This window comes from Pseudomonas sp. LABIM340, from assembly GCF_040017195.2.
Taxonomy (GTDB): Bacteria; Pseudomonadota; Gammaproteobacteria; order Pseudomonadales; family Pseudomonadaceae; genus Pseudomonas.
Map to the genome: position 1 here is coordinate 5,604,701 of NZ_CM200227.1, position 21,581 is coordinate 5,626,281.

Annotated in this window: 20 protein-coding genes; 13 read left to right on the plus strand and 7 right to left on the minus strand. The window is 66.1% G+C overall.

Annotated elements, in window-relative coordinates; all coding sequences use genetic code 11:
* Positions 1-9: 9 nt before the first annotated feature.
* From ABKS89_RS25825 to ABKS89_RS25840, 4 genes are read right to left on the minus strand one after another with little or no spacing between them, the layout of a single operon-like run.
* Positions 10-777 carry a heme ABC transporter ATP-binding protein gene (locus ABKS89_RS25825; protein ID WP_348588191.1) on the minus strand — a complete coding sequence of 256 codons (768 nt, stop codon included), beginning with the start codon at positions 775-777 and terminating at the stop codon, positions 10-12.
* The gene (locus tag ABKS89_RS25830) at positions 777-1,760 is read right to left on the minus strand and encodes a FecCD family ABC transporter permease (RefSeq protein ID WP_138214293.1); all 984 of its coding nucleotides are present in this window, start codon (positions 1,758-1,760) and stop codon (positions 777-779) included. The genes ABKS89_RS25825 and ABKS89_RS25830 overlap by 1 nt, the downstream gene beginning before the upstream one ends.
* 50 nt (positions 1,761-1,810) lie before the next feature.
* Positions 1,811-2,704 carry a heme/hemin ABC transporter substrate-binding protein gene (locus tag ABKS89_RS25835; RefSeq protein ID WP_348588192.1) on the minus strand — a complete coding sequence of 298 codons (894 nt, stop codon included), beginning with the start codon at positions 2,702-2,704 and terminating at the stop codon, positions 1,811-1,813.
* Positions 2,705-2,713: 9 nt separating this feature from the next.
* On the minus strand, positions 2,714-3,769 hold the full coding sequence (locus ABKS89_RS25840; RefSeq protein WP_348588193.1) for a hemin-degrading factor: 1,056 nt from the start codon (positions 3,767-3,769) through the stop codon (positions 2,714-2,716).
* A gap of 255 nt (positions 3,770-4,024) precedes the next feature.
* On the opposite strand from ABKS89_RS25840, the gene ABKS89_RS25845 reads away from it, so the two are divergent.
* Positions 4,025-4,342 carry a Rieske (2Fe-2S) protein gene (locus tag ABKS89_RS25845; RefSeq protein ID WP_348588194.1) on the plus strand — a complete coding sequence of 106 codons (318 nt, stop codon included), beginning with the start codon at positions 4,025-4,027 and terminating at the stop codon, positions 4,340-4,342.
* Positions 4,343-4,380: 38 nt separating this feature from the next.
* On the opposite strand, the gene sfsA is transcribed toward ABKS89_RS25845, so the two are convergent.
* Entirely contained in the window at positions 4,381-5,088 is a 708-nt protein-coding gene (sfsA, locus tag ABKS89_RS25850) for a DNA/RNA nuclease SfsA (protein ID WP_138214255.1), read from the minus strand.
* Positions 5,088-6,260, minus strand: a complete 1,173-nt coding sequence (locus ABKS89_RS25855) for a pyridoxal phosphate-dependent aminotransferase (RefSeq protein WP_348588195.1) — start codon at positions 6,258-6,260, stop codon at positions 5,088-5,090. Before ABKS89_RS25855 ends, sfsA begins: the two co-directional genes overlap by 1 nt.
* Positions 6,261-6,594: 334 nt before the next feature.
* Here ABKS89_RS25855 and dksA point away from each other — a divergent pair, with 334 nt between their 5' ends.
* The 11 genes from dksA to pgi all read left to right on the plus strand — a co-directional run bounded on the left by dksA (position 6,595) and on the right by pgi (position 19,364).
* Positions 6,595-7,038, plus strand: a complete 444-nt coding sequence (dksA, locus tag ABKS89_RS25860) for an RNA polymerase-binding protein DksA (protein WP_015478905.1) — start codon at positions 6,595-6,597, stop codon at positions 7,036-7,038.
* 82 nt (positions 7,039-7,120) lie between these two features.
* Positions 7,121-8,008: a tRNA glutamyl-Q(34) synthetase GluQRS gene (gene gluQRS, locus ABKS89_RS25865; RefSeq protein WP_348588196.1), complete on the plus strand. Its 888-nt coding sequence runs from the start codon at positions 7,121-7,123 to the stop codon at positions 8,006-8,008.
* Positions 8,009-8,092: 84 nt separating this feature from the next.
* The gene (locus ABKS89_RS25870; protein ID WP_015478907.1) at positions 8,093-8,269 is read left to right on the plus strand and encodes a hypothetical protein; all 177 of its coding nucleotides are present in this window, start codon (positions 8,093-8,095) and stop codon (positions 8,267-8,269) included.
* Positions 8,253-11,204: a sensor histidine kinase gene (locus tag ABKS89_RS25875; RefSeq protein ID WP_348588197.1), complete on the plus strand. Its 2,952-nt coding sequence runs from the start codon at positions 8,253-8,255 to the stop codon at positions 11,202-11,204. Before ABKS89_RS25870 ends, ABKS89_RS25875 begins: the two co-directional genes overlap by 17 nt.
* Before the next feature lie 26 nt (positions 11,205-11,230).
* A complete protein-coding gene (locus tag ABKS89_RS25880) occupies positions 11,231-12,667 on the plus strand; it encodes a sigma-54-dependent transcriptional regulator (protein ID WP_081520722.1) in 1,437 nt (478 codons plus the stop codon).
* Between the two features lie 763 nt (positions 12,668-13,430).
* On the plus strand, positions 13,431-14,840 hold the full coding sequence (locus ABKS89_RS25885; RefSeq protein WP_348588198.1) for a polynucleotide adenylyltransferase PcnB: 1,410 nt from the start codon (positions 13,431-13,433) through the stop codon (positions 14,838-14,840).
* On the plus strand, positions 14,837-15,322 hold the full coding sequence (gene folK, locus ABKS89_RS25890) for a 2-amino-4-hydroxy-6-hydroxymethyldihydropteridine diphosphokinase (RefSeq protein WP_348588199.1): 486 nt from the start codon (positions 14,837-14,839) through the stop codon (positions 15,320-15,322). The genes ABKS89_RS25885 and folK overlap by 4 nt, the downstream gene beginning before the upstream one ends.
* A gap of 141 nt (positions 15,323-15,463) precedes the next feature.
* Complete coding sequence (panB, locus tag ABKS89_RS25895) at positions 15,464-16,261, plus strand: 3-methyl-2-oxobutanoate hydroxymethyltransferase (RefSeq protein ID WP_348588200.1); 798 nt, start codon at positions 15,464-15,466, stop codon at positions 16,259-16,261.
* Positions 16,261-17,112, plus strand: coding sequence for a pantoate--beta-alanine ligase (gene panC / locus ABKS89_RS25900; protein ID WP_192292620.1), 852 nt, complete (start codon positions 16,261-16,263; stop codon positions 17,110-17,112). Before panB ends, panC begins: the two co-directional genes overlap by 1 nt.
* Positions 17,113-17,234: 122 nt before the next feature.
* Complete coding sequence (panD, locus tag ABKS89_RS25905; protein WP_138214246.1) at positions 17,235-17,615, plus strand: aspartate 1-decarboxylase; 381 nt, start codon at positions 17,235-17,237, stop codon at positions 17,613-17,615.
* 84 nt (positions 17,616-17,699) lie between these two features.
* The gene (gene pgi, locus ABKS89_RS25910; protein ID WP_138214245.1) at positions 17,700-19,364 is read left to right on the plus strand and encodes a glucose-6-phosphate isomerase; all 1,665 of its coding nucleotides are present in this window, start codon (positions 17,700-17,702) and stop codon (positions 19,362-19,364) included.
* A 46-nt stretch (positions 19,365-19,410) separates the two neighbouring features.
* Here the strand turns inward: pgi and ABKS89_RS25915 are convergent, their stop codons facing one another.
* Complete coding sequence (locus ABKS89_RS25915; protein WP_348588201.1) at positions 19,411-20,385, minus strand: GlxA family transcriptional regulator; 975 nt, start codon at positions 20,383-20,385, stop codon at positions 19,411-19,413.
* 101 nt (positions 20,386-20,486) lie between these two features.
* Here ABKS89_RS25915 and ABKS89_RS25920 point away from each other — a divergent pair, with 101 nt between their 5' ends.
* Entirely contained in the window at positions 20,487-21,578 is a 1,092-nt protein-coding gene (locus ABKS89_RS25920) for a DJ-1/PfpI family protein (protein WP_348588202.1), read from the plus strand.
* Positions 21,579-21,581: the final 3 nt, after the last annotated feature.

A 21,581-nucleotide genomic window follows, 5' to 3' on the forward strand; every position in this document is an offset into this window, starting at 1 on the left:
CGACTCCTTTCAGCGCGCGATGATCAGCGGATGGCCGCGTTCCGGGTGCTCCTGCACCAGCACATCGAGGCCGAAGACAGTGCGCAACGGCTCGGCCTGCAACACTTCGTGGGGCGTGCCGAGCAGATGCGCGCGCGCTTCGTGCAGCAGCAACAAGCGATCACAGTAGCGCGCCGCCAGATTCAGATCGTGCAGGATCACCAGCACTGCCGCGCCGCGCCCGGCGAAATCACGCACGGCTTGCAGCGTGGTGTGCTGGTGTAGCGGGTCGAGCGCTGAGGTCGGCTCATCCAGCAGCAGCACCTGTTCCGCCCCGCCCGGCCACAGTTGCGCCAGCACACGAGCCAGATGCACGCGCTGGCGTTCTCCCCCAGAGAGCGCCAGATAGCTGCGACCGGACAGGTGCGAGGCATCGGCGGCGGCCAAGGCTTCGCGGATGATTTCCTCGTCACGCTGGCGGCCACTGTCGTGGGGCAAGCGTCCGAAGCCAACCACCGCCTCGACGGGGAATGCGAAGTTCAGCGAAGACGATTGCGGCAGCACGGCCAACCGGCGCGCGCGTTCGGTACCTTTCCAGGAGTCCAGCGGCTGGCCGTCGAGGTTCACTGATCCGCCGGCCAGCGGCAGCTCCCCGTTCATGGCGCCAAGCAGGGTGCTCTTGCCCGCACCATTGGGGCCGAGGACGCCAAGCACTTCGCCCGGCTGCAGCGTCACGCTCACTTCCTGCAGGACGGTCTGGGCGCCGCGCTTCACCAGCAGCTTGTCTGCGCACAGCATCAGGAACGCCCCCGGATCAGCAGATAAAGGAAGAACGGCGCACCGATCAACGCCGTGACGATGCCAATCGGCAGTTCTGCCGGCGCCAGCGCCAGCCGCGCGATCAGGTCGGCCAGTAGAAGCAGGATCGCGCCGCCGAACATCGAGGCCGGCAGCAGCACCCGGTGGTCCGGGCCGACGATCAGGCGCAGCAGGTGCGGCACCACCAGGCCGATGAAGCCGATCATCCCGGCGGCAGCCACCGCCGCCCCGACGCCCAGCGCGGTGCAGAGGATCAGTTCGACTTTCAGCCGCTCGACGTCGAAGCCCAGGTGACGCGCTTCGGATTCGCCCAGCAGCAGCGCATTCAAGGCATTCACCCGGCGCGGCAGCCAGCAGGCCACCAGCAGGGTGATCAGCAGCAGCGGCCACAGTCGCGGGTAGCTCGCGCCGTTGAGGCTGCCGAGGTTCCAGAACGTCAGGGTGCGCAGCGTGGCGTCATCGGCAAGGTAGGTGAACAGGCCGATCAGCGCGCCCGCCAGCGCGGTCAGCGCGATGCCGGCGAGCAGCATGGTCGCCACGCTGGTCTGGCCGTTGTGGCGCCCCAGGCGATAGACCAGCGCCGTCACCAGCAGGCCGCCGGCAAAGGCACATGCAGACAGCAGGTAAGGAGCGAAAGCCTCGGGCAATCCACCGATGGACGCACCAAAGACGATGGCGATGGCCGCCCCCAGCGCGGCACCACTGGAAACACCGATCAGGCCGGGATCGGCCAGCGGATTGCGGAACAGCCCCTGCATGGCCACGCCGGCCAGCGCCAGCACGCCGCCAGTCGCAATGCCCAGCAAAGTGCGCGGCAGGCGGATCTGCCCGACGATCAGCTCGGCCTGGCCGAGGCCATCGGCGGAGACTGGCAGCCCGGCCATGCGCGCCAGCGCGCGCAGGGTATCGCCCAGCGGCAGGCTCACCGGCCCGAGAGCCAGTGAGAGCCAGACGACCAGCAGCAGGAGGAAACCGAGGAGCAGGAACAGCGGTCGAGCGGTAACGATCCGGGTCAAGGACGACTTTCCGTGTTCAGGGCCTGCGCGGAAGGATAAAAGGCCTGGGAGAGGCTAGCCAGCCCGGCCGGGATGCGCGGCCCGAGACCGCCCACCAGCAGGGTCGGATCGAGCACCAATACGCGGCCGTCACGCAGCGCGCTCGTCGCGGCCAGTCCGGGGTTCTGCTGGGTCAGCGCGGCGCGGGCCTTGTCGCCGTCCAGTGTACGGTCGCTGAGTACCACCACCTGTGGATTCAGCGCGGTGAGGGCTTCGGTGGACAGCGTCTTGTAACCAGTGTGGGTCGCCAGGTTGCGGCCGCCGGCATGCTGGATCAGCCAGTCGCCGGAAGTGTCCTGCCCGGCCACCAGCAGGTTGCCGCCGGCGTGCCCGACCAGCAGGACGACACCGGGCGCGGCTTGAGCGGACCGGGCTTTCTTCACCCAGGCGTCCTGCGCGGCGAGGCGGGCATCGAAGTCCGCCTCAACCTGCCTGGCCTTGTCCGGCGAGCCGAGCAGCTTGCCCAGTCGCTGAATGGTGTCGTGCACGGTTTTCTCGTCTGCCTTGGCCGACAGCGTCTCGATCCGCACGCCAGCGGCACGCAGTTGCTGCAGCACCGGTGGCGGGCCCATCTCTTCGCTGCCCAGCAGGATGTCCGGTTTCAGCGCGAGGATACCTTCGGCGGCGAGTTGCCGCTGGTAGCCGATCTTCGGCAGCGCGTGGAGCGATGCCGGGTGCAGGCTGGTGGTGTCTACGCCCACCAGCTTGGCCTCGCCACCCAGGGCGACGACCCATTCACTCAGCGAACCACCGGCGCTCACCCAGCGCTGCGGCAACGAGTCGGCCAGCGCGCTGGTGGCAGTCAGGCAGAGGCCGGCGAACAGCGCGCGTGCAGTCATGGAAGTTTTCATGAGTCGTCCTCAGAGTGCCGGGAAGGATTCGGCGAGTTCGCGCCAGCTCTGCAGCTCCGGAACGCCAGGCTTGCGCGCACCGAACACCTGCAGCACCAGCTCGCCATTGGCGTCGAAGGCTTCCCAACTGGTGACCACGCCATCGCTGCTGGGCTTGCGCACGCGCCACAACTCGACCACGCCCGGCGTCTTCAGGTGCAGGTTGAACAGCGGGTCGAGGACGTTGAACCAGTCGTCCATCCACTTGAGGTTTTCCACGGTGCCGGTGTGAATCTGGATGCAGTGGGCGTTGCCGACGAAGATCATGATCGGCAACTGGTTGGCCCCCGCCGCTTCCAGCAGGCGCGGCAGTTCGCCAGTGGCCAGCGGCTCGGCCCACTCGCGACCGGCAAGGCGCAGCGCCTGGGTGCGCTGGACCTTGTGCTTCTTCAGCAGGGCGAAGAAGTGGTGAGTGTCCTTCAATGCCGACCAGCCTTCGCGCAGGGCGGCGACATCAATCTCGCCATCGGCCAGCGGCGCGGCCTTGGGCTCCAGTGGGGCCAGGTCGAGTGCAACGCTCTGCTCGGCGGCGGTGAAGCTGCGCACCAGCGGGTCCCAGGCGGCGAGGTCGCTCTGCTCGGTGAGGAAGACCTTGTGTACGGCGGTGCCCTGGCGGTCGAACACCTGGATGCTGCGCTGGGTGCCGTGGGCGGTCTCCTCGCTGATGGCGAAGGCGCTCGCCCAGCCGCCGAGGAACAGGCGCAGGTCGATGTCCGGAGACACCACCAGGCCCATCTGGCCATTGGCGGAAACTGTGACGTCGCGGTACGGCCCCTTGCGCTCATGCACGCAATGCTCGTTGCGGGTCAGCGCCATGATCTGGCCCAGTTCTCCCAGCGCCGGCAGCAGCTCGGCCCAGTCGGTGCGCAGGCGCACGGCGTCCACGCCCAGGCGGCTGGCAGTCAGCTCGGCTTCGCTCACGGCCAGGTGTTGCGCGGCATCGCGGGCGCGCAGGCGCGGCTTCTCGGCGCGCAGGGCTTGCCAGGCGCGGTACAGCTCGGAGGCCGGCGCAGTCAGGGTGGTCATCGCAGAATTCCTCGTTCGAAAGGTGGCCTGCCGCGGCGCGGCAGCATGGACGAACCTTGCCACAGGAAAATTAGGAAATCTATTTGATAATTATTTGCATTAAATGTCAGAGAGGCTTAAGGTCGGCGCCGCTCTCGCTGGCAAGACGCCAGCTCAGCCCCTCTTCAGCACACGGAAGTGCACCCTCTTCCGGTACCGCCCCGCGGGCGCGGATAATGTCCGCCTCGTGATGCCGTACCTGAATGGAAGACCCGGATGATCCTGCTCTGCGCCCCGCATGACCTGGCCGAAGGCCAGAGCCGGGGCTTCAAGGCCGCTGGCCTGAATCTCTTTGCCGTGCGCCGCCAGGGCTGTGTCTATGCCTACCGCAACAGCTGCCCGCACCGGGAAATCCCGCTGGGCTACGACGCCGAGCAGTACCTCGATGCCAGCGGACGCCTGCTGCAGTGCGGCCACCATGGAGCGCTGTTCCTGATCGAGACCGGCGAGTGCATCCAGGGGCCGTGCCTGGGGGATGTGCTGGAGGCACTGCCCTGCCGGGAGGATGAGCAGGGTATCTGGCTGGAAATGTAGGAGCGGGCCAGGCCCGCGATCGCGCCCATGGGGCGCTCCTACAACAGCACCTGCATCGGCCGCTCCAGCCGAATTTCCTGCGTATCAATCCGTGCCCCATACGCCAGCACCTCCACGCCGGCGTTGCGCGCCTCCGCCAGCGCCGCGGCGTAGGCCGGGTCGATTTCCACCGCAGGGCGAACCGCCTCGATACCCGACAGGTTCACCGCATACAGCAGCACCGCACGCATGCCCTCGCGCGCCAGCGCCGCCAGCTCGCGCAGGTGCTTGGCACCGCGCAGGGTAACGGCATCGGGGAAGGCGGCGACCGTGGTGTCGTCGAACCCCAGGGTCACACTCTTCACTTCCACGTACACCGGCTTGCCGGCGTACATCAGGCGGAAGTCCGCGCGGCTGTTCTCCTGCCCGTAGGCCACCTCGCGGCGCAGCTCGTCGAAGCCGGCCAGCTCGGTCACCGTGCCGACCAGCAACGCCTCTTCCACCAGACGGTTGGCCCGCCCTGTGTTCACGCAGGCCAATCGCCCCTGCGGAGTCTCTACCAGCTCCCAGGTCCCCGGCAGCTTGCGCTTGGGATCATCGGAGCGGCTGAACCAGACTCGGCAACCTTCGCTCATGCAGTTGAGCATCGAGCCGGTGTTCGGGCAGTGGATGGTGAGCTGCTCGCCACTGGCGGTCTCGATGTCCGCCAGGAAGCGCTTGTAGCGTTTGATCAGGCGCGCCTCTTCCAGCGCCGGCTCGAAGCGCATCAGGGACGCCAGGTCTTCAGGCCGCGGGCGATGCGCTCCACCGCCTGCTGCAGGCGCTCGACGCTCTGGGTGTAGGCGAAACGCACGTGGTGCGAAGCCTGGTAACGCCCGAAGTCGATGCCGGGCGTGAAGGCCACGTGCTCGGTCTCGATGAAGTGCTGGCAGAAAGCGAAGGCATCGCCACCGAAGGCGCTGATATCCGCATACAGATAAAAGGCACCCTCCGGCTCCACGGCGATACCGAAGCCCAGTTCGCGCAGCGCCGGCAGCAGGTAGTCGCGACGGCGTCGGAACTCTTCGCGGCGCTCTTCGAGGATCGCCAGGGTAGCCGGCTCGAAGCAGGCCAGCGCCGCATGCTGGGCCATGCTCGGCGCACTGATGTAGAGGTTCTGCGCCAACTTCTCCAGTTCGCCCACCGCTTCGGGCGGCGCCACCAGCCAGCCCAGGCGCCAGCCGGTCATGCCGAAATATTTGGAGAAACTGTTGAGGACGAAGGCGTCGTCATCCACTTCCAGCACACTGGGCGCATCCAGGCCGTACGTCAGGCCGTGGTAGATCTCGTCCACCACCAGATGGCCGCCGCGCGCCTTCAGGGCGCGAGACAGCGCGGCGAGTTCGTCCTTGTGCAACAGGGTGCCCGTAGGATTCGCCGGCGATGCGGCCAGAGCGCCTACACTGTCCTGATCCCAGTGCCGTTCGATGAGTTCCGGGGTGAGCTGGTAACGGCTCTCCGGGCCCACCGGCACCAGTTGCGCAGCGCCTTCCACCAGGCGCAGGAAGTGGCGATTGCACGGGTAGCCCGGATCGGCCAGCAGCCAGTGCTTGCCCGGATCCACCAGCAGGCTGCTGGCGAGCAGCAGGGCACCGGAGCCGCCAGGCGTGACGAGAATGCGTTGCGGGTCGATCGTCAGGCCGTAGCGCTGGGCGTAGAAGCCGGCGATGGCTTCGCGCAGGGCCGGCAGCCCACGTGCGGCGGTATAGCGCGTGTGACCATTTGCCAGAGCCTTCTGCCCGGCCTCGACGATGGGCGCGGCGGTGGTGAAGTCCGGCTCGCCGATTTCCAGGTGGATGACGTCGTGGCCCGCGGCCTGCAGCTCGTTGGCCCGCGCCAGCAGCGCCATGACGTGGAAGGGTTCGATGGCGCGGCTGCGCGCACTGAAGGTGGTGGCCATGGAATATTCCGAACTTTGCGACAGAGCCAGGATTCTAACAGGCCATCGATGAATTCTGGGCAGCCGCGCCTGAGGCGCGCGGCTTCCAGGAACTTGCAGGCTTCGTCTGGCGAACGCCGACGATTCTGCTCAGGTTTGCAGAAAAACCCACTGGCGATGACCGGTGGGTCGCCGACCTGGCGAGCAGGTCATGTGCGGGCACTGGCAGGCTCGATAACCGGGAGTAGCATCGCGGTTATCGTTCTGGTAAGTTCGCCCGCTGCGAGCGCGGGGCCGGCGGTGCCGGAGAGGGACCATCCGCGAGAGGATTAGCGAGAGTGAGAGGCGGTCATCCATGCCCACCAAAGCAAAGCAACAGAGCAGCCAACTGATTCGTGGCTTCGAGCCCTACCAGGAAACCAAGGGCGAGGAGTACATGAGTGATCGCATGCGCGCGCACTTCACCTCCATCCTCAACAAATGGAAAGTTGAGCTGATGGAAGAAGTGGACCGCACCGTGCACCACATGCAGGACGAAGCGGCCAACTTCCCCGACCCGGCCGACCGTGCCAGCCAGGAAGAAGAGTTCAGCCTCGAACTGCGCGCCCGCGACCGCGAGCGCAAGTTGATCAAGAAGATCGACGAGACCCTGCAGCTGATCGAAGACAACGACTACGGCTGGTGCGATTCCTGCGGCGTCGAGATCGGCATCCGCCGTCTGGAAGCCCGCCCCACCGCCACCCTTTGCATCGACTGCAAGACCCTGGCGGAAATCAAGGAAAAGCAGCTGGGCTCCTGAGCCTGGTTGATCCCGGACGGGGCGCTGCGGCGCCCCGTTTCGTTTCTGCGTTTTATAGATCGTCTTCCAGCAGAGAGCTTCCATGCCCGCCTCCCGCTACATCGGACGCTTCGCCCCCACGCCCAGCGGCTACCTGCACTTCGGTTCGCTGGTGGCGGCAGTGGCTTCCTACCTGGACGCGCGCGCCGTGGGGGGAAAGTGGCTGGTGCGCATGGAAGACCTCGACCCACCGCGTGAAATGCCCGGCGCCCAGGCGGCCATCCTGGAGACCCTCGAACGCTACGGCTTCGAATGGGACGGCCCGGTGGAGCGCCAGAGCGAACGCGGCGACGCCTATGCCGCACAGGTCGAGCAGTGGCTGCGCAGTGGCCTGGCCTACGCCTGCACCTGCTCGCGCAAGCAGCTCGAAGGCAGCCACGGTATCTATCCCGGCACCTGCCGCGACGCCCAGCATGACTGGCACGGCGACGTCGCCATCCGCATCCGCGTGCCGGAGCTGGACTACCGCTTCACCGATCGCCTGCAGGGCGAATTCCACCAGCATCTGGGCCGCGAAGTGGGCGACTTCGTCATCCGCCGCCGCGACGGGCTGTTTGCCTACCAACTGGCGGTAGTGCTGGACGATGCCTGGCAGGGTGTTACCGATATCGTTCGCGGCGCCGACCTGCTGGACAACACCCCGCGCCAGCTCTATCTGCAGGAGCTACTGGGCATCGCCGCACCGCGCTACCTGCACGTGCCACTGATCATCCAGCCCGATGGCCACAAGCTCGGCAAGTCCTACCGCTCGCCGCCACTGGAAACCGACCAGGCCGCCCCGTTGCTGGTGCGCGCCCTGAAGGCACTGGGACAGCAACCGCCGACCGAACTGCTGAATGCCACGCCCCACGAGGTGCTTGCCTGGGGCATCGCGCATTGGAATGCCAATGCCATCCCCCACAGCCTGACGCTGGAAGACGCGCAGCTCTAGACTTGTACCCGTCCCCACTGGCGGCCGGCTTGCCGGCGACTGTGCGCACAGGTAGCCTGCCCGCCGAACAAAGAGAGAGACGACATGTACATCTACCGACTGGTGTTGCTCCTGGTCGTGGGCATCTACCTGTTCTCACCGGCCATCATGGACTGGTGGATCGATCCCCACGGCGCCTGGTACCGCCCGTATCTGCTGTGGCTGATCCTGATCGTCGTCACCTTCATCCTGCAGAGCCAGCGCGATGCTGACGAGCTTTAGCCTCACCCAGCTGATCCTGATCAGCGCCTCCTACCTCATGGTCCTCTTCGGTGTCGCCTGGATCACCGAGCGCGGCTTCATTCCGCGCCGGCTGGTGCGCCATCCGCTGATCTACACCCTGTCGCTGGGCGTGTACGCCAGCGCCTGGGCCTTCTATGGCACGGTCGGGCTGGCCTACCAGTACGGCTACGGCTTCCTGGCGATCTACCTGGGCGTCTCCGGCGCCTTCCTGCTCGCGCCGGTGCTGCTCTATCCGATCCTGCGCATAACGCGGGCCTACCAGCTGTCGTCGCTGGCCGACCTGTTCGCCTTCCGCTTCCGCAGCACCTGGGCCGGCGCGCTGACCACGCTGTTCATGCTGATCGGCGTGCTGCCAATGCTGGCGCTGCAGATCCAGGCGGTGACCGACTCGATCAGCATCCTCACCCGCGAATCCGAACCCAACCGCGCAGCGCTGGCGTTCTGCGCGCTGATCACACTGTTCGCCATCCTCTTCGGCGCACGCCACATCGCCACCCGCGAGCGTCATGAAGGGCTGGTGATGGCGATCGCCTTCGAATCGCTGGTGAAGCTGGTGGCGCTTTGCTCCATCGGCCTGTTCGCCCTCTATGGCGTGTTCGGCGGGCCGGACGGCCTGGAAGTCTGGCTGCTGCAGAACCAGGAAGCCCTGAGCACCCTGCACACACCGCTCGCCGAAGGGCCGTGGCGAACGCTGCTGCTGGTGTTCTTCGCCTCGGCCATCGTCATGCCGCACATGTTCCACATGACCTTCACCGAGAACCTCAATCCGCGCGCGCTGCTCAGCGCCAGCTGGGGCCTGCCGCTGTTCCTGCTGCCGATGAGCCTGGCGGTGCCACCGATCCTCTGGGCCGGCCTGCACCTGGGCGCCTCGACCAACCCGGAATACTTCACCCTCGGCCTGGGCATCTCGGTGGACAGCCCGGCCCTGGCGCTGACCGCCTTCGTCGGCGGCATCTCCGCCGCCAGCGGCCTGATCATCGTGATGACCCTGGCGCTCTCGGGCATGGTGCTCAACCACCTGGTGCTGCCGCTCTACCAGCCGCCGGCCGAAGGCAACATCTACCGCTGGTTGAAATGGACTCGCCGCGCGCTGATCGCCGCGATCATCATGGCCGGCTATGCCTTCTACCTGCTGCTGGGCGCCGAGCAGGACCTGTCCAACCTGGGGATAGTCTCCTTCGTTGCCACCCTGCAGTTCCTCCCCGGCGCGCTGGCTGTACTCTACTGGCCGACCGCCAACCGCCGCGGCTTCATCGCAGGTCTCGTGGCGGGGATGCTGGTGTGGGGCGCGACCATGCTCACCCCGCTGGTCGCGAACATGCAGAGCATCTATCTGCCGCTGTTCAACTCGCTCTACGTGCTCGACGACACCACCTGGCACCTCGCGGCGCTCGCCTCGCTGGCGGCCAACGTACTGGTGTTCACCCTGGTCTCGCTGTTCACCGAAGCCAGCGATGAAGAGAAAGGCGCCGCCGAAGCCTGCGCCGTCGACAACGTACGCCGCCCGCAGCGCCGCGAGTTGATCGCCGTCTCCCCGCAGGAGTTCGCCAGCCAGCTGGCCAAGCCGCTGGGCGCGAAGACCGCCCAGCGCGAAGTGGAACAGGCCCTGCGCGACCTGCACCTACCCTTCGACGAACGCCGCCCCTACGCCCTGCGCCGCCTTCGCGACCGCATCGAGGCAAACCTCTCCGGCCTGATGGGTCCGAGTGTGGCGCAGGACATGGTGGAAACCTTCCTGCCCTACAAGGCCAGCAGCGAAGCCTACGTCACCGAGGACATCCACTTCATCGAGAGCCGCCTGGAGGATTACCACTCCCGGCTCACCGGCCTGGCCGCCGAACTCGACACCCTGCGCCGCTACCACCGCCAGACCCTGCAGGACCTTCCCATGGGCGTGTGCTCGCTGGCCAAGGACCAGGAAATCCTCATGTGGAACCGCGCCATCGAGGAACTCACCGGCGTCAGCGCGCAGCGCGTGGTCGGCTCGCGCCTGGCCGCCCTGCCCGATCCGTGGCGCGGCCTGCTGGAAGGCTTCATCGACGCCCCCGACGAACACCTGCACAAGCAACGCCTGACCATCGAGGGCCAGACCCGTTGGCTGAACCTGCACAAGGCGGCGATCGAAGAACCCCTCGCGCCCGGTAACAGCGGCCTGGTGCTGCTGGTCGAAGACCTCACCGAAACCCAGTCCCTGGAAGACAAGCTGATCCACTCCGAGCGCCTGGCCTCCATCGGCCGCCTTGCCGCCGGCGTGGCCCACGAGATCGGCAACCCGATCACCGGCATCGCCTGCCTGGCGCAGAACCTGCGCGAAGAGCGCGAAGGCGATGGCGAACTGACCGAGATCAGCGGGCAGATTCTCGAACAGACCAAGCGCGTCTCGCGCATCGTGCAGTCGCTGATGAGCTTCGCCCACGCCGGCGGCAAGCAGGTCGCGGCTGAGCCGGTGTGCCTGGCGGACGTCGCCCAGGAAGCCATCGGCCTGCTGTCGCTGAACAAGCGCAGCATCGACGTGCAGTTCTTCAACCTGTGCGATCCGGAACACTGGGTGGAAGGCGACTCCCAGCGCCTGGCCCAGGTGCTGATCAACCTGCTGTCCAACGCCCGCGACGCCTCCCCGCCCAACGGTGCGATCCGCGTGCGCAGCGAAGCTTCCGAGCAGACCATCGACCTGATCGTCGAGGACGAAGGCAGCGGAATACCCAAGTCGATCATCGACCGCCTGTTCGAGCCCTTCTTCACCACCAAGGACCCCGGCAAGGGAACCGGCCTGGGGCTCGCTCTGGTCTATTCGATCGTGGAAGAGCATTATGGGCAAATCACCATAGACAGCCCGGCTGACCCCGAACGCGAATGCGGAACCCGCATCAGCGTCACCTTGCCGCGGCATCCTGGCCCGACGGCCGAGCAGTAAACGAGCACGTCGAGAGAGCTGAATACATGGCACATATCCTCATCGTCGAAGACGAAACCATCATCCGTTCCGCCCTGCGACGATTGCTCGAGCGCAACCAGTACCAGGTCAGCGAAGCTGGCTCGGTGCAGGAGGCGCAGGAGCGCTACAGCATCCCGTCGTTCGACATGATCGTCAGCGACCTGCGCCTGCCCGGCGCACCCGGCACCGAACTGATCAAGCTGGCCCAGGGCACTCCGGTGCTGATCATGACCAGCTATGCCAGCCTGCGCTCGGCAGTGGATTCGATGAAGATGGGCGCGGTGGACTACATCGCCAAGCCGTTCGACCACGACGAGATGCTCCAGGCCGTAGCGCGCATCCTCAAGGATCGCCAGGAGAACCGTAACGCTCCCGCCGAAGCCCGCGGTAACGCCAAGGCCGCCGACCGTAGCAGCGGTAACACCGCCCCCGCGGACGGCGAGATCGGCATCATCGGCTCCTGCGCCCCCATGCAGGAGCTCTACACCAAGATCCGCAAGGTCGCGCCCACCGACTCCAATGTGCTGATCCAGGGAGAGTCGGGTACCGGCAAGGAACTGGTCGCCCGCGCGCTGCACAACCTGTCCAAGCGCACCAAGGCGCCGCTGATCTCGGTGAACTGCGCCGCGATCCCGGAAACCCTGATCGAATCCGAACTGTTCGGCCACGAGAAAGGCGCGTTCACTGGCGCCAGCGCCGGCCGTGCGGGCCTGGTGGAAGCGGCCGACGGCGGCACCCTGTTCCTCGACGAGATCGGCGAACTGCCGCTCGAGGCCCAGGCACGCCTGCTGCGCGTGCTGCAGGAAGGCGAGATTCGCCGGGTTGGCTCGGTACAGTCGCAGAAGGTCGACGTGCGCCTGATCGCCGCCACCCACCGCGATCTGAAGATGCTTGCCAAGACCGGCCAGTTCCGCGAAGACCTCTATTACCGCCTGCACGTCATCTCGCTGAAGCTCCCGCCCCTGCGCGAGCGCGGCCCCGACGTGATGGAAATCGCCCGCTCCTTCCTGGCGCGCCAGTGCTCCCAGATGGGGCGTCCGTCGCTGACCTTCTCCCACGAGGCCGAACAGGCCATCCGTCACTACCCGTGGCCAGGTAACGTGCGCGAGCTGGAGAACGCCATCGAGCGCGCGGTGATCCTCAGCGAAAGCCAGGAAATCCCCGCCGACCTGCTGGGCATCGACATCGAGCTGGATGACCTGGAGGACGACTTCGGCGATGACGGCGACCTGCGCCCGACCAACGGCAGCGCCAGCAACCACGAGCCCACCGAGGACCTGTCGCTGGAGGACTACTTCCAGCACTTCGTCCTCGAGCACCAGGACCACATGACCGAGACCGAGCTGGCCCGCAAGCTGGGTATCAGCCGCAAATGCCTGTGGGAACGCCGCCAGCGCCTGGGCATCCCGCGCCGCAAATCCGGCGCATCGGCTGACTCGTAAGACGTTTCACACTGTTACCGGAGACAAGCTCCGTAACAAAAGCCGGGTTCATCGGTAACGGAAACCCGGCTTTTTTGTGTCTGCCGTTCGAGGGTGAATCCTCGCAAGCCCTTGAAAAATAAGGATTCGCAAAAGTTGGCACGGCATCTGCTTTGTTATTGGTACAACAACAATAACAAGCACGACCACTCACAATAAGAACAAGACGAAACGACTCCAGCACAACAAAAACAAGATCGCGGAGGCGCAGCTAACTGATTCTTTTGGAGAAGGGTAGCCGTCGGGACCAGTCCCGCAACCAGTCAAGAAGAATAAAACTGTCTTGAGACAGCACGCAAAACTGGTTGGATCGAAAGATCATTGCTCACTCAGCGACCAAAGCAATCCGTTTGCTATTGAACACCTTCCAAGTGTGGAAGGTTCCCCGAAGCAGGTAGCTTCGAGGGTCGGGTCTACAAACAAAAACAACAAGCCCGGTAATCATAATAAAAACAAAGCACGCACCTATTTGGGGGGGAGCCTCGGCTCCCCCAGTAGCTTTCGCTACACCCTCCCGCTCTCTCCCCGCAAGTCCCTTTCTTCAGTTTTCTTCATCATCCCACCCCACGATGCTAGAATCGCCGCGGCGCAGACGGCATTCGATTTGCTGCCATTTGTTTCAAGGCAGCGGCAGACACCCGCTATCCTCCAGGAAACGCCGTAATCAGGCGGCTTGCCGAGACCTGCGTATGCCATCCATACACCTATTCCCGATAGTGCACACATGCTGAAAAAGCTGATCCAGTCCATCCGATCCCCACTGCGCCGTCCGCGCGCTGTCCGCACTACTCCGGAAGTCGTTGGCAATCATCAGCACTCGCTGCGGCGGGAACAGTTCAGCAGGAACGCGGTGAACGTCGTGGAGCGCCTGACCAAGGCCGGCTACCAGGCGTACATCGTCGGCGGTGGCGTACGTGACCCGCTGCTGGGCATTCCGCCCAAGGACTTCGACGTGGCCACCAGCGCCACCCCCGAGCAGGTGCGTGCCGAATTCCGCAACGCGCGGGTGATCGGTCGCCGCTTCAAGCTGGTCCACGTCCATTTCGGCCGGGAGATCATCGAGGTTGCCACCTTCCGCGCGAACCATCCGGTCAGCGAAGACGACGACGCCAATAGCGCCCACGCCTCCCGCAACGAGGCCGGCCGCATTCTGCGTGACAACGTCTACGGCACCCTCGAAGACGACGCCCAGCGCCGCGACTTCACCATCAACGCCCTGTACTTCGACGTCACCGGCGAGCGCATCCTCGACTACGCCCACGGTGTACGCGACATCCGCAACCGCCTGATCCGCCTGATCGGCGATCCGGAGCAGCGTTACCTCGAAGACCCGGTACGGATGCTGCGGGCCGTGCGCTTCGCCGCCAAGCTGGACTTCGAGATCGAGAAGCACAGCGCCGCGCCGATTCGCCGCCTGGCGCCGCTGCTCAATGAAATTCCTTCGGCGCGCCTGTTCGACGAAATCCTCAAGCTGTTCCTCAGCGGCAAGGCCGAGCGCACCTTCGAGCTGCTCAACGAGTACGAGCTGTTCGCCCCGCTGTTCCCGGCGAGCGCCAAGGCGCTGAAGGACGACCCGGAGTACGCCGGAAAGCTGATGCGCCAGGCCCTGGCCAACACCGACGAGCGCATCCGCATGGGCAAACCGGTCACCCCGGCCTTCCTGTTCGCTGCGCTCCTCTGGCCGGCCCTGCCTGCCCGCGTGCTGAAGCTGCAGGACCGTGGCATGCCGCCGATCCCGGCGATGCAGGAAGCCGCCCACGAACTGATCCTCGAGCAGTGCCGCCGCACCGCGGTGCCCAAGCGCTTCACCATCCCGATCCGCGAGATCTGGGACATGCAGGAGCGCCTGCCGCGCCGCCAGGGCAAGAAGGCCGACCTGCTGCTGGAGAACCCGCGTTTCCGCGCCGGCTATGACTTCCTGCTGCTGCGCGAGAGCGCCGGCGAGGAAACCGGTGGCCTCGGCGACTGGTGGACCGACTACCAGGAAGCCAGCGACGGTGAACGCCGCGGCATGATCCGCAACCTGGCCAGCCAGCAGGAAGAAGGCGGCGCCGCCGCACCGCGCAAACGCCGCCGTGGCGGCAGCAACCGTCGCCGTCGTGGCCCGCGCACCGAAGGCACCAGCAGCGAATGAGCGAACGGGTGTATATCGGGCTCGGCAGCAACCTCGCCGAGCCGCGCCAGCAGCTGGAAGCCGCGCTGAAGGCCCTGTCGCAAGTCCCCGCCACCAAGGTGGCGGTGGTCTCCCCGCTCTACGCCAGCGACCCGCTGGGCCCGCCGGACCAGCCACGCTACGTCAACGCCGTGGCCGCCCTGGATACCGACCTGGAGCCCCTCGCACTGCTCGACGCCCTGCAAACCATCGAGCTGGAACAGGGCCGTGTACGCAAGGACGAGCGCTGGGGGCCACGCACCCTCGATCTCGATATCCTGCTGTTCGGCGAGCGCCTGATCAACGAGCCGCGCCTGACCGTGCCGCACTATCACATGCACGCCCGCGCCTTCGTGCTCTACCCGCTGGCGGACCTTGCCCCGCAACTGCGTTTCCCCGACGGGCGCACCCTGCCCGAACTGCTCGCCGCCTGTCCGTTCAGCGGCCTCGAGCGCCTGTCCTGAGGCATGCTGCGCCCCAGGCGTGGGGCGCACTGGCAGTAACGCCGTAACAGTCCGGTAACACCTGCAATTGACTTAGCCTTTTTCGATCCGGACTATAGGGCCCCGTTTGCCCCTGCCCGGCGCAGAACCGAGGACACTTTCATGCCTGATGTCACCCTGACCACCCTGCAAGGTCTCAAGCAAAGCGGCGAAAAGATCGCGATGCTGACCTCCTACGATGCCACTTTCGCCCACACCGCCAGTCTGGCCGGTGCCGAAATGCTGCTGATCGGTGACTCCCTGGGTATGGTGCTGCAAGGTCACGACAGCACGCTGCCGGTGACCGTTGAGGACATGGCCTACCACACCGCCGCCGTGAAACGCGGTAACAAGGGCGCACTGATCGTCACCGATCTGCCGTTCGAATCCGGCACCTCGCTGGACCAGCTGCTGCGCGACTCGGTGAAGGTCATGCAGGCCGGCGCCCACATGGTCAAGCTCGAAGGCGGCGCTTGGCTCGCCGAGCCGATCATCCGCCTGGCCCAGATTGGCATCCCGGTGTGCGCACACCTGGGCCTCACCCCGCAGGCCGTCAACCTGTTCGGCGGTTTCAAGGTCCAGGGCCGCCAGGAAAACCAGGCGCGTCAGCTGCGCGCCGACGCAATCGCCCTGGAGCAGGCCGGTGCCGCCGTGCTGCTGCTGGAGTGCGTGCCGTCCGCCCTGGCGAAGGAAATCACCGAAGCCGTGAAGATCCCGGTCATCGGCATCGGCGCTGGCGCCGGCACCGACGGCCAGGTGCTGGTGATGCACGACATGCTCGGCCTGTCGCTGTCCGGCCGTTCGCCGAAGTTCGTGAAGAACTTCCTCGACGGCCAGCCCGACATCCAGTCCGCCTTCGCCGCCTACGTGAAGGCAGTCAAGGACGGCACCTTCCCCGGCCCGGAGCACGGTTTCGCCTGATGAATACAGTCAAGACAGTCCGCGAGCTGCGCGCCGCCGTGGCGCGCGCCCGTAGCGAAGGCAAGCGTATTGCGCTGGTCCCGACCATGGGCAACCTGCACGCCGGCCACGCCGCGCTGGTGACCAAGGCCAGCCAGCGCGCCGACTTCGTGGTGGCGAGCATCTTCGTCAACCCGTTGCAGTTCGGCCCCAGCGAAGACCTGGACAAGTACCCGCGCACCCTGGCGGCGGACCAGGAGAAACTGCTCAACGCCGGCTGCCACCTGCTGTTCGCTCCCACCGTCGAGGAGATGTACCCCGACGGCATGGAAGGCCAGACCAGACTGCATGTCACCGGCGTCTCCGAGGGCCTGTGCGGCGGCAGCCGTCCGGGTCACTTCGATGGTGTCGCCACGGTGGTCTGCAAGCTGTTCAACATGGTCCAGCCCGACATGGCGCTGTTCGGCGAGAAGGATTTCCAGCAGTTGGCGGTCATCCGCAAGCTGGTGCGTGACCTGAACCTGCCGATCCAGATCTTCGGCGAACCCACCGTGCGCGCCGAGGACGGCCTGGCCCTGTCGTCGCGCAACGGTTACCTCACCGAGGAGCAGCGCGCCCTCGCACCGGTCCTGCAGCGCACCCTGAAGCAACTGGCCGAGCGTATCCGCCAGGGCGAGCGCGACTTCCCCGCGCTGCTGTCCGAGGGCAGCCAGCAGATCGAAGCGGCCGGCCTGCGCATCGATTACCTTGAGGCCCGCGAGTCCGCCGGCCTGCGCCCGGCCACGGCGCAGGACCATCAGCTGGTGATACTGGTCGCCGCCTTCCTGGGCACCACCCGGCTGATCGACAACCTCGCCTTCCACATCGACTGATTCCTCGCCCGACACCCGAATTTTCGCCTCGAAGCCGCGCCAGTCGCGGCCTTGAGCGACTTCGGGTGCTCGGGCATACTCGCCCCGCTCTCCTCGACCAGAAGAAAAACAGGAGCCACGCCATGCAGAGCATCATGCTCAAAGCCAAACTGCACCGCGCCGAAGTCACCCACGCCGTGCTCGACTATGAAGGCTCCTGCGCCATCGACGGCGAATGGCTCGATCTCGCCGGCATCCGCGAGTACGAACAGATCCAGATCTACAACGTCGATAACGGCGAACGGTTCACCACCTACGCCATCCGTGGCGAGGATGGTTCGCGGATGATTTCCGTCAACGGCGCCGCCGCCCACAAGGCCAAGGTGGGTGACCGGGTGATCATCTGCGCGTACGCTCAGTTCAGCGACGCCGAGCTGGAAGGCTACCAGCCGCGCATGCTGTACATGGCGCCTGGCAACGAACTCAGCCACACCAGCAACGCCATCCCGGTTCAGCTCGCCTGAGCCACGGGGAAGGCCCGGAACCACCGGGCCTTCCCAAGTTCCAAAGCCTCGTTCAAACACGCCCGTCTTACCCGAAGGTACGTCATGGAACACCACCTCAACCCGCTGGATGCCACAAAACTGGCAAGCTGGCAGGCATTGGCCGCCCACCGCCAGGATCTGCAGAACTTCACCATGCGCGAGGCATTCGCCGAGGACCCGGAGCGCTTCAAGCGTTTCTCCCTCGCCGCCTGCGGCCTGTTCCTCGACTTCTCGAAGAACCTGATCCGCCAGGACACCCTCGACCTGCTGGTGAAGCTCGCCGAGGAAGCCAAGCTGGGCGAGGCCATCCAGTCGATGTTCCGGGGCGAGGTGATCAACGCCTCAGAACGCCGCCCGGTGCTGCACACCGCGCTGCGCCGCCCCATCGGCGACAAGGTGATGGTCGATGGCGTCGACGTGATGCCCGAGGTGCACCGCGTACTGCATCAGATGACCGAGCTGGTCGCCGCCGTGCACAACGGCCTGTGGCGCGGCTACACCGAGAAGCCGATCACCGACGTGGTGAACATCGGCATCGGTGGTTCCTTCCTCGGCCCGCAGCTGGTCTCCGAAGCGCTACTGCCTTTCGCCCAGAAAGGCGTGCGTTGCCACTACCTGGCGAATATCGACGGCAGCGAGTTCCGCGAGATGACCGGCAAGCTCAACGCCGAGACCACGCTGTTCATCGTCTCGTCGAAGTCCTTCGGCACCCTGGAAACCCTGAAGAACGCCCAGGCCGCACGCGCCTGGTACCTGGCCCAGGGCGGCAGCGAGGCGGAGCTGTACCGCCACTTCATCGCCGTCTCCAGCAACAAGGAAGCCGCATCGGCCTTCGGCATCCGTCCGGAAAACGTCTTCCCGATGTGGGACTGGGTCGGCGGTCGTTACTCGCTGTGGTCGGCCATCGGCCTGCCAATTGCCATGTCGGTGGGTATCAACAACTTCAAGGAATTGCTGTCCGGCGCCTACAACATGGACCAGCACTTCCTCACCTCGCCGTTCGAGAAGAACATCCCGGTGCTGCTGGGCCTGCTCGGTGTCTGGTACGGCGACTTCTGGGGCGCGCGCAGCCACGCGATCCTGCCCTACGACTACTACCTGCGGAACATCACCGACCACCTGCAGCAGCTGGACATGGAGTCCAACGGCAAAAGCGTGCGCCAGGACGGCACCCCGGTGTCCGCCGGCACCGGGCCGGTGATCTGGGGCGGCGTGGGCTGCAACGGCCAGCACGCGTACCACCAGTTGCTGCACCAGGGCACCCACCTGATCCCGGCCGACTTCATCGTCCCGGTCTCCAGCTACAACCCGGTGGCCGATCACCACCAGTGGCTGTACGCCAACTGCCTGTCGCAGAGCCAGGCCCTGATGGTCGGCAAGAGCCGCGCCGAGGCCGAAGCCGAGTTGCGCGCCAAGGGCGTGGACGAAGCCGAAGTGCAGCGCCTGGCGCCGCACAAGGTGATTCCGGGCAACCGCCCGAGCAACACCCTGGTGATGGAGCGCATCAGCGCCCGCCGCCTGGGCGCGCTGATTGCCATGTACGAGCACAAGGTCTACGTGCAGAGCATCCTCTGGGGCATCAACGCCTTCGACCAGTGGGGCGTGGAGCTGGGCAAGGAGCTGGGCAAGGCCGTCTACGGCCGTCTGGTCGGCAGCGAGGAAAGCGCCGCCGAAGACGGTTCCACCCAGGGCCTGATCGACTTCTTCCGCGGCCGTCACCGCGGCTGACGGCGAAACGGACGGATGCGCCCCCAGCGCATCCGTCCGCTTCCTGCTAGCGGCAGAAGCGCCGCCGAAACTCCGCGGGCGTTACGCCCAACGCCTGCACGAAGGCGCGCCGCAAGTTGTACTCGCTGCCAAAGCCCGCGTGCTGCGCCACGCGCTTGAGTGACGACTCCCCCGCCTCCAGCAATTGGCTCGCCTTTTCCAGACGCAACTCCAGCAACAGCTTCGCCGGAGTGATGCCCATCTCCGCCTGACAATGCCGATGCAGGGTGCGCGCTGACATGGCCATCTGCGCCGCCATCTCCTCGACATCGAGGGCTTCCGCCAGCCGCTCCCGCAGCCACTCCACCAGGCGCTCCATCTGCCCGCCCGGCGGCGCCTGCTGCGCCAGCAGCTCCGCACTGAACTGGCGCTGGCCGCCAGGGCGGCGCAGGTACATCACCAGTCCACGGGCAACCCGCAGCGACAGGTCGCGGCCATGGTCCTCCTCCACCAGGCTCAGGCACAGGTCCATCCCGGCCGTCACCCCGGCGGAGCTGTAGAACTTCTCGTCGCGGACGAATAGCGAGTCGTGCATCACCTGCAAGTGAGGAAACAGCCGCTGTAACAGGTCGGCGTAACGCCAGTGGGTAACCACCGGGCGTCCCTCCAACAGCCCTGCCTGTGCCAGCAGAAAGGCCCCGGTGCACACCGAGCCGCAACGCGCGGCATGGATTGCCGCCCGCGCCAGCCAGCGCGCGACTTCGCCTCTCTGCAGGACCGCCTGCACCCCATGGCCGCCCACCACCAGCACGGTACAGCCGGCCGCCTGCTGCGGCTCCGGCAGGGCCCTGGTCGCCAGTTCCAGTCCGGTGCTGGAGCGAACCAACCCGCCATCGGGGGATATCGCGTCAAGCTGGTAAGCGGGACGGGCAGCGGCCGGCAGGTGCTCGTCCACTGCCGCGAACACATCGGCCGGCCCGCTGGCATCGAGCAACTGGAAGTCCGGGAAGACCAGCAACAGAACGCGGTGCGGAGCATTCATCGGAGCGAATCCCTGGCGGCGATTGGCAGATATTCATCCATCAGCGTCAGAAGTGACAGACGTATCCGCGCCAGCATGGAAATCCCTACCCGGAGACGGCCATGCACACTTTCCTGCTGCTCCTCATCCTGCTGCTCTGCACCCACGCCGCCCAGGCTGACGACGAGTCGCTCGCACCCTATCAACCACGCCTCGGCCGCGAGCGCCCGGTCATCGCCGTAGTCGCCCAGAACCGCATGACCGAACTCGCGGATTACGTCATCCCTCTCGGCGTACTGCGCCGTTCGGGAGTAGCGCATGTGCTCGCCCTTGCGACGGAGCCAGGACCGGTGCAACTGATGCCCGCCCTGCGGCTTCAGCCGCAGGGCACGCTGGAGGAGTTCACGCAACGTTATCCACAGGGCGCCGACTACCTCATCGTGCCTGCCGTGCATGACAGCGAGGACCCCGCCCTGCTGGTTTTCGTCCAGGCCCAGGCGGCGCGGGGCGCGACCGTCGTCGGCGTCTGCGATGGCGTCTTGGTGCTGGGCAACGCGGGGCTGTTGCACGGTCGACGCGCCACCGGCCATTGGTACTCGCGTAGCCAGCGCCTGGAGGACTTTCCCGATACTCACTGGGAGGAGAATCGCCGCTACGTAGCGGACGGCAAGGTGGTCACCACCTCTGGTGTTTCCGCTGCGCTACCGCTATCCCTTGCACTGGTAGCGGCCATCGCCGGCGAACCCAGGGCCGCCACGCTCGCTCGGGAGTTCGGCGTGCAGGACTGGTCGCCGCGACACGACAGCCAGCGCTTCAGCCTCGGCGCCAGCGGCTACCTGATCGCCGCCGCCAACTACCTCGCCATCTGGAACCACGAGGTCTTCAGCGTCCCCCTGCAGCAGGGCTTCGACGAAGTCAGCCTGGCACTGACCGCGGACGCCTGGGCGCGGACCTTCCGAACAGAAGTACGGGGCAGCGCCGCGCACCCCGTCAGCAGTGCCGGTGGCCTGCTGTTCCTGCCGGACTCACCGGATGACCATCCAGTATTGCCGGGACCCGGCGCCACGGCGATCCCGACGCTCGACAGCGCGCTCGATGGGATAGCCCGGCGCTACGGCGAATCGACCCGGCGCCTGGTCGCCGCCCAGCTGGAATACGCCCCGCCTGAACGATCCGACCGCCTGGCGCGTCGAAACAACATGGACAACCCTTGAACC

Excerpts from the sequence above, each read along its gene's own strand:
- ABKS89_RS25915 (WP_348588201.1), bottom strand. The coding sequence starts at position 20,385 with ATGAATGCTCCGCACCGCGTTCTGTTGCTGGTCTTCCCGGACTTCCAG.
- ABKS89_RS25880 (WP_081520722.1), top strand. The coding sequence starts at position 11,231 with ATGGCACATATCCTCATCGTCGAAGACGAAACCATCATCCGTTCCGCC.
- ABKS89_RS25845 (WP_348588194.1), top strand. The coding sequence starts at position 4,025 with ATGATCCTGCTCTGCGCCCCGCATGACCTGGCCGAAGGCCAGAGCCGG.
- gluQRS (WP_348588196.1), top strand. The coding sequence starts at position 7,121 with ATGCCCGCCTCCCGCTACATCGGACGCTTCGCCCCCACGCCCAGCGGC.
- folK (WP_348588199.1), top strand. The coding sequence starts at position 14,837 with ATGAGCGAACGGGTGTATATCGGGCTCGGCAGCAACCTCGCCGAGCCG.
- ABKS89_RS25825 (WP_348588191.1), bottom strand. The coding sequence starts at position 777 with ATGCTGTGCGCAGACAAGCTGCTGGTGAAGCGCGGCGCCCAGACCGTC.
- ABKS89_RS25885 (WP_348588198.1), top strand. The coding sequence starts at position 13,431 with ATGCTGAAAAAGCTGATCCAGTCCATCCGATCCCCACTGCGCCGTCCG.
- ABKS89_RS25835 (WP_348588192.1), bottom strand. The coding sequence starts at position 2,704 with ATGAAAACTTCCATGACTGCACGCGCGCTGTTCGCCGGCCTCTGCCTG.
- ABKS89_RS25920 (WP_348588202.1), top strand. The coding sequence starts at position 20,487 with ATGCACACTTTCCTGCTGCTCCTCATCCTGCTGCTCTGCACCCACGCC.
- pgi (WP_138214245.1), top strand. The coding sequence starts at position 17,700 with ATGGAACACCACCTCAACCCGCTGGATGCCACAAAACTGGCAAGCTGG.
- panD (WP_138214246.1), top strand. The coding sequence starts at position 17,235 with ATGCAGAGCATCATGCTCAAAGCCAAACTGCACCGCGCCGAAGTCACC.
- panC (WP_192292620.1), top strand. The coding sequence starts at position 16,261 with ATGAATACAGTCAAGACAGTCCGCGAGCTGCGCGCCGCCGTGGCGCGC.
- ABKS89_RS25855 (WP_348588195.1), bottom strand. The coding sequence starts at position 6,260 with ATGGCCACCACCTTCAGTGCGCGCAGCCGCGCCATCGAACCCTTCCAC.
- ABKS89_RS25840 (WP_348588193.1), bottom strand. The coding sequence starts at position 3,769 with ATGACCACCCTGACTGCGCCGGCCTCCGAGCTGTACCGCGCCTGGCAA.
- dksA (WP_015478905.1), top strand. The coding sequence starts at position 6,595 with ATGCCCACCAAAGCAAAGCAACAGAGCAGCCAACTGATTCGTGGCTTC.
- panB (WP_348588200.1), top strand. The coding sequence starts at position 15,464 with ATGCCTGATGTCACCCTGACCACCCTGCAAGGTCTCAAGCAAAGCGGC.
- sfsA (WP_138214255.1), bottom strand. The coding sequence starts at position 5,088 with ATGCGCTTCGAGCCGGCGCTGGAAGAGGCGCGCCTGATCAAACGCTAC.
- ABKS89_RS25870 (WP_015478907.1), top strand. The coding sequence starts at position 8,093 with ATGTACATCTACCGACTGGTGTTGCTCCTGGTCGTGGGCATCTACCTG.
- ABKS89_RS25875 (WP_348588197.1), top strand. The coding sequence starts at position 8,253 with ATGCTGACGAGCTTTAGCCTCACCCAGCTGATCCTGATCAGCGCCTCC.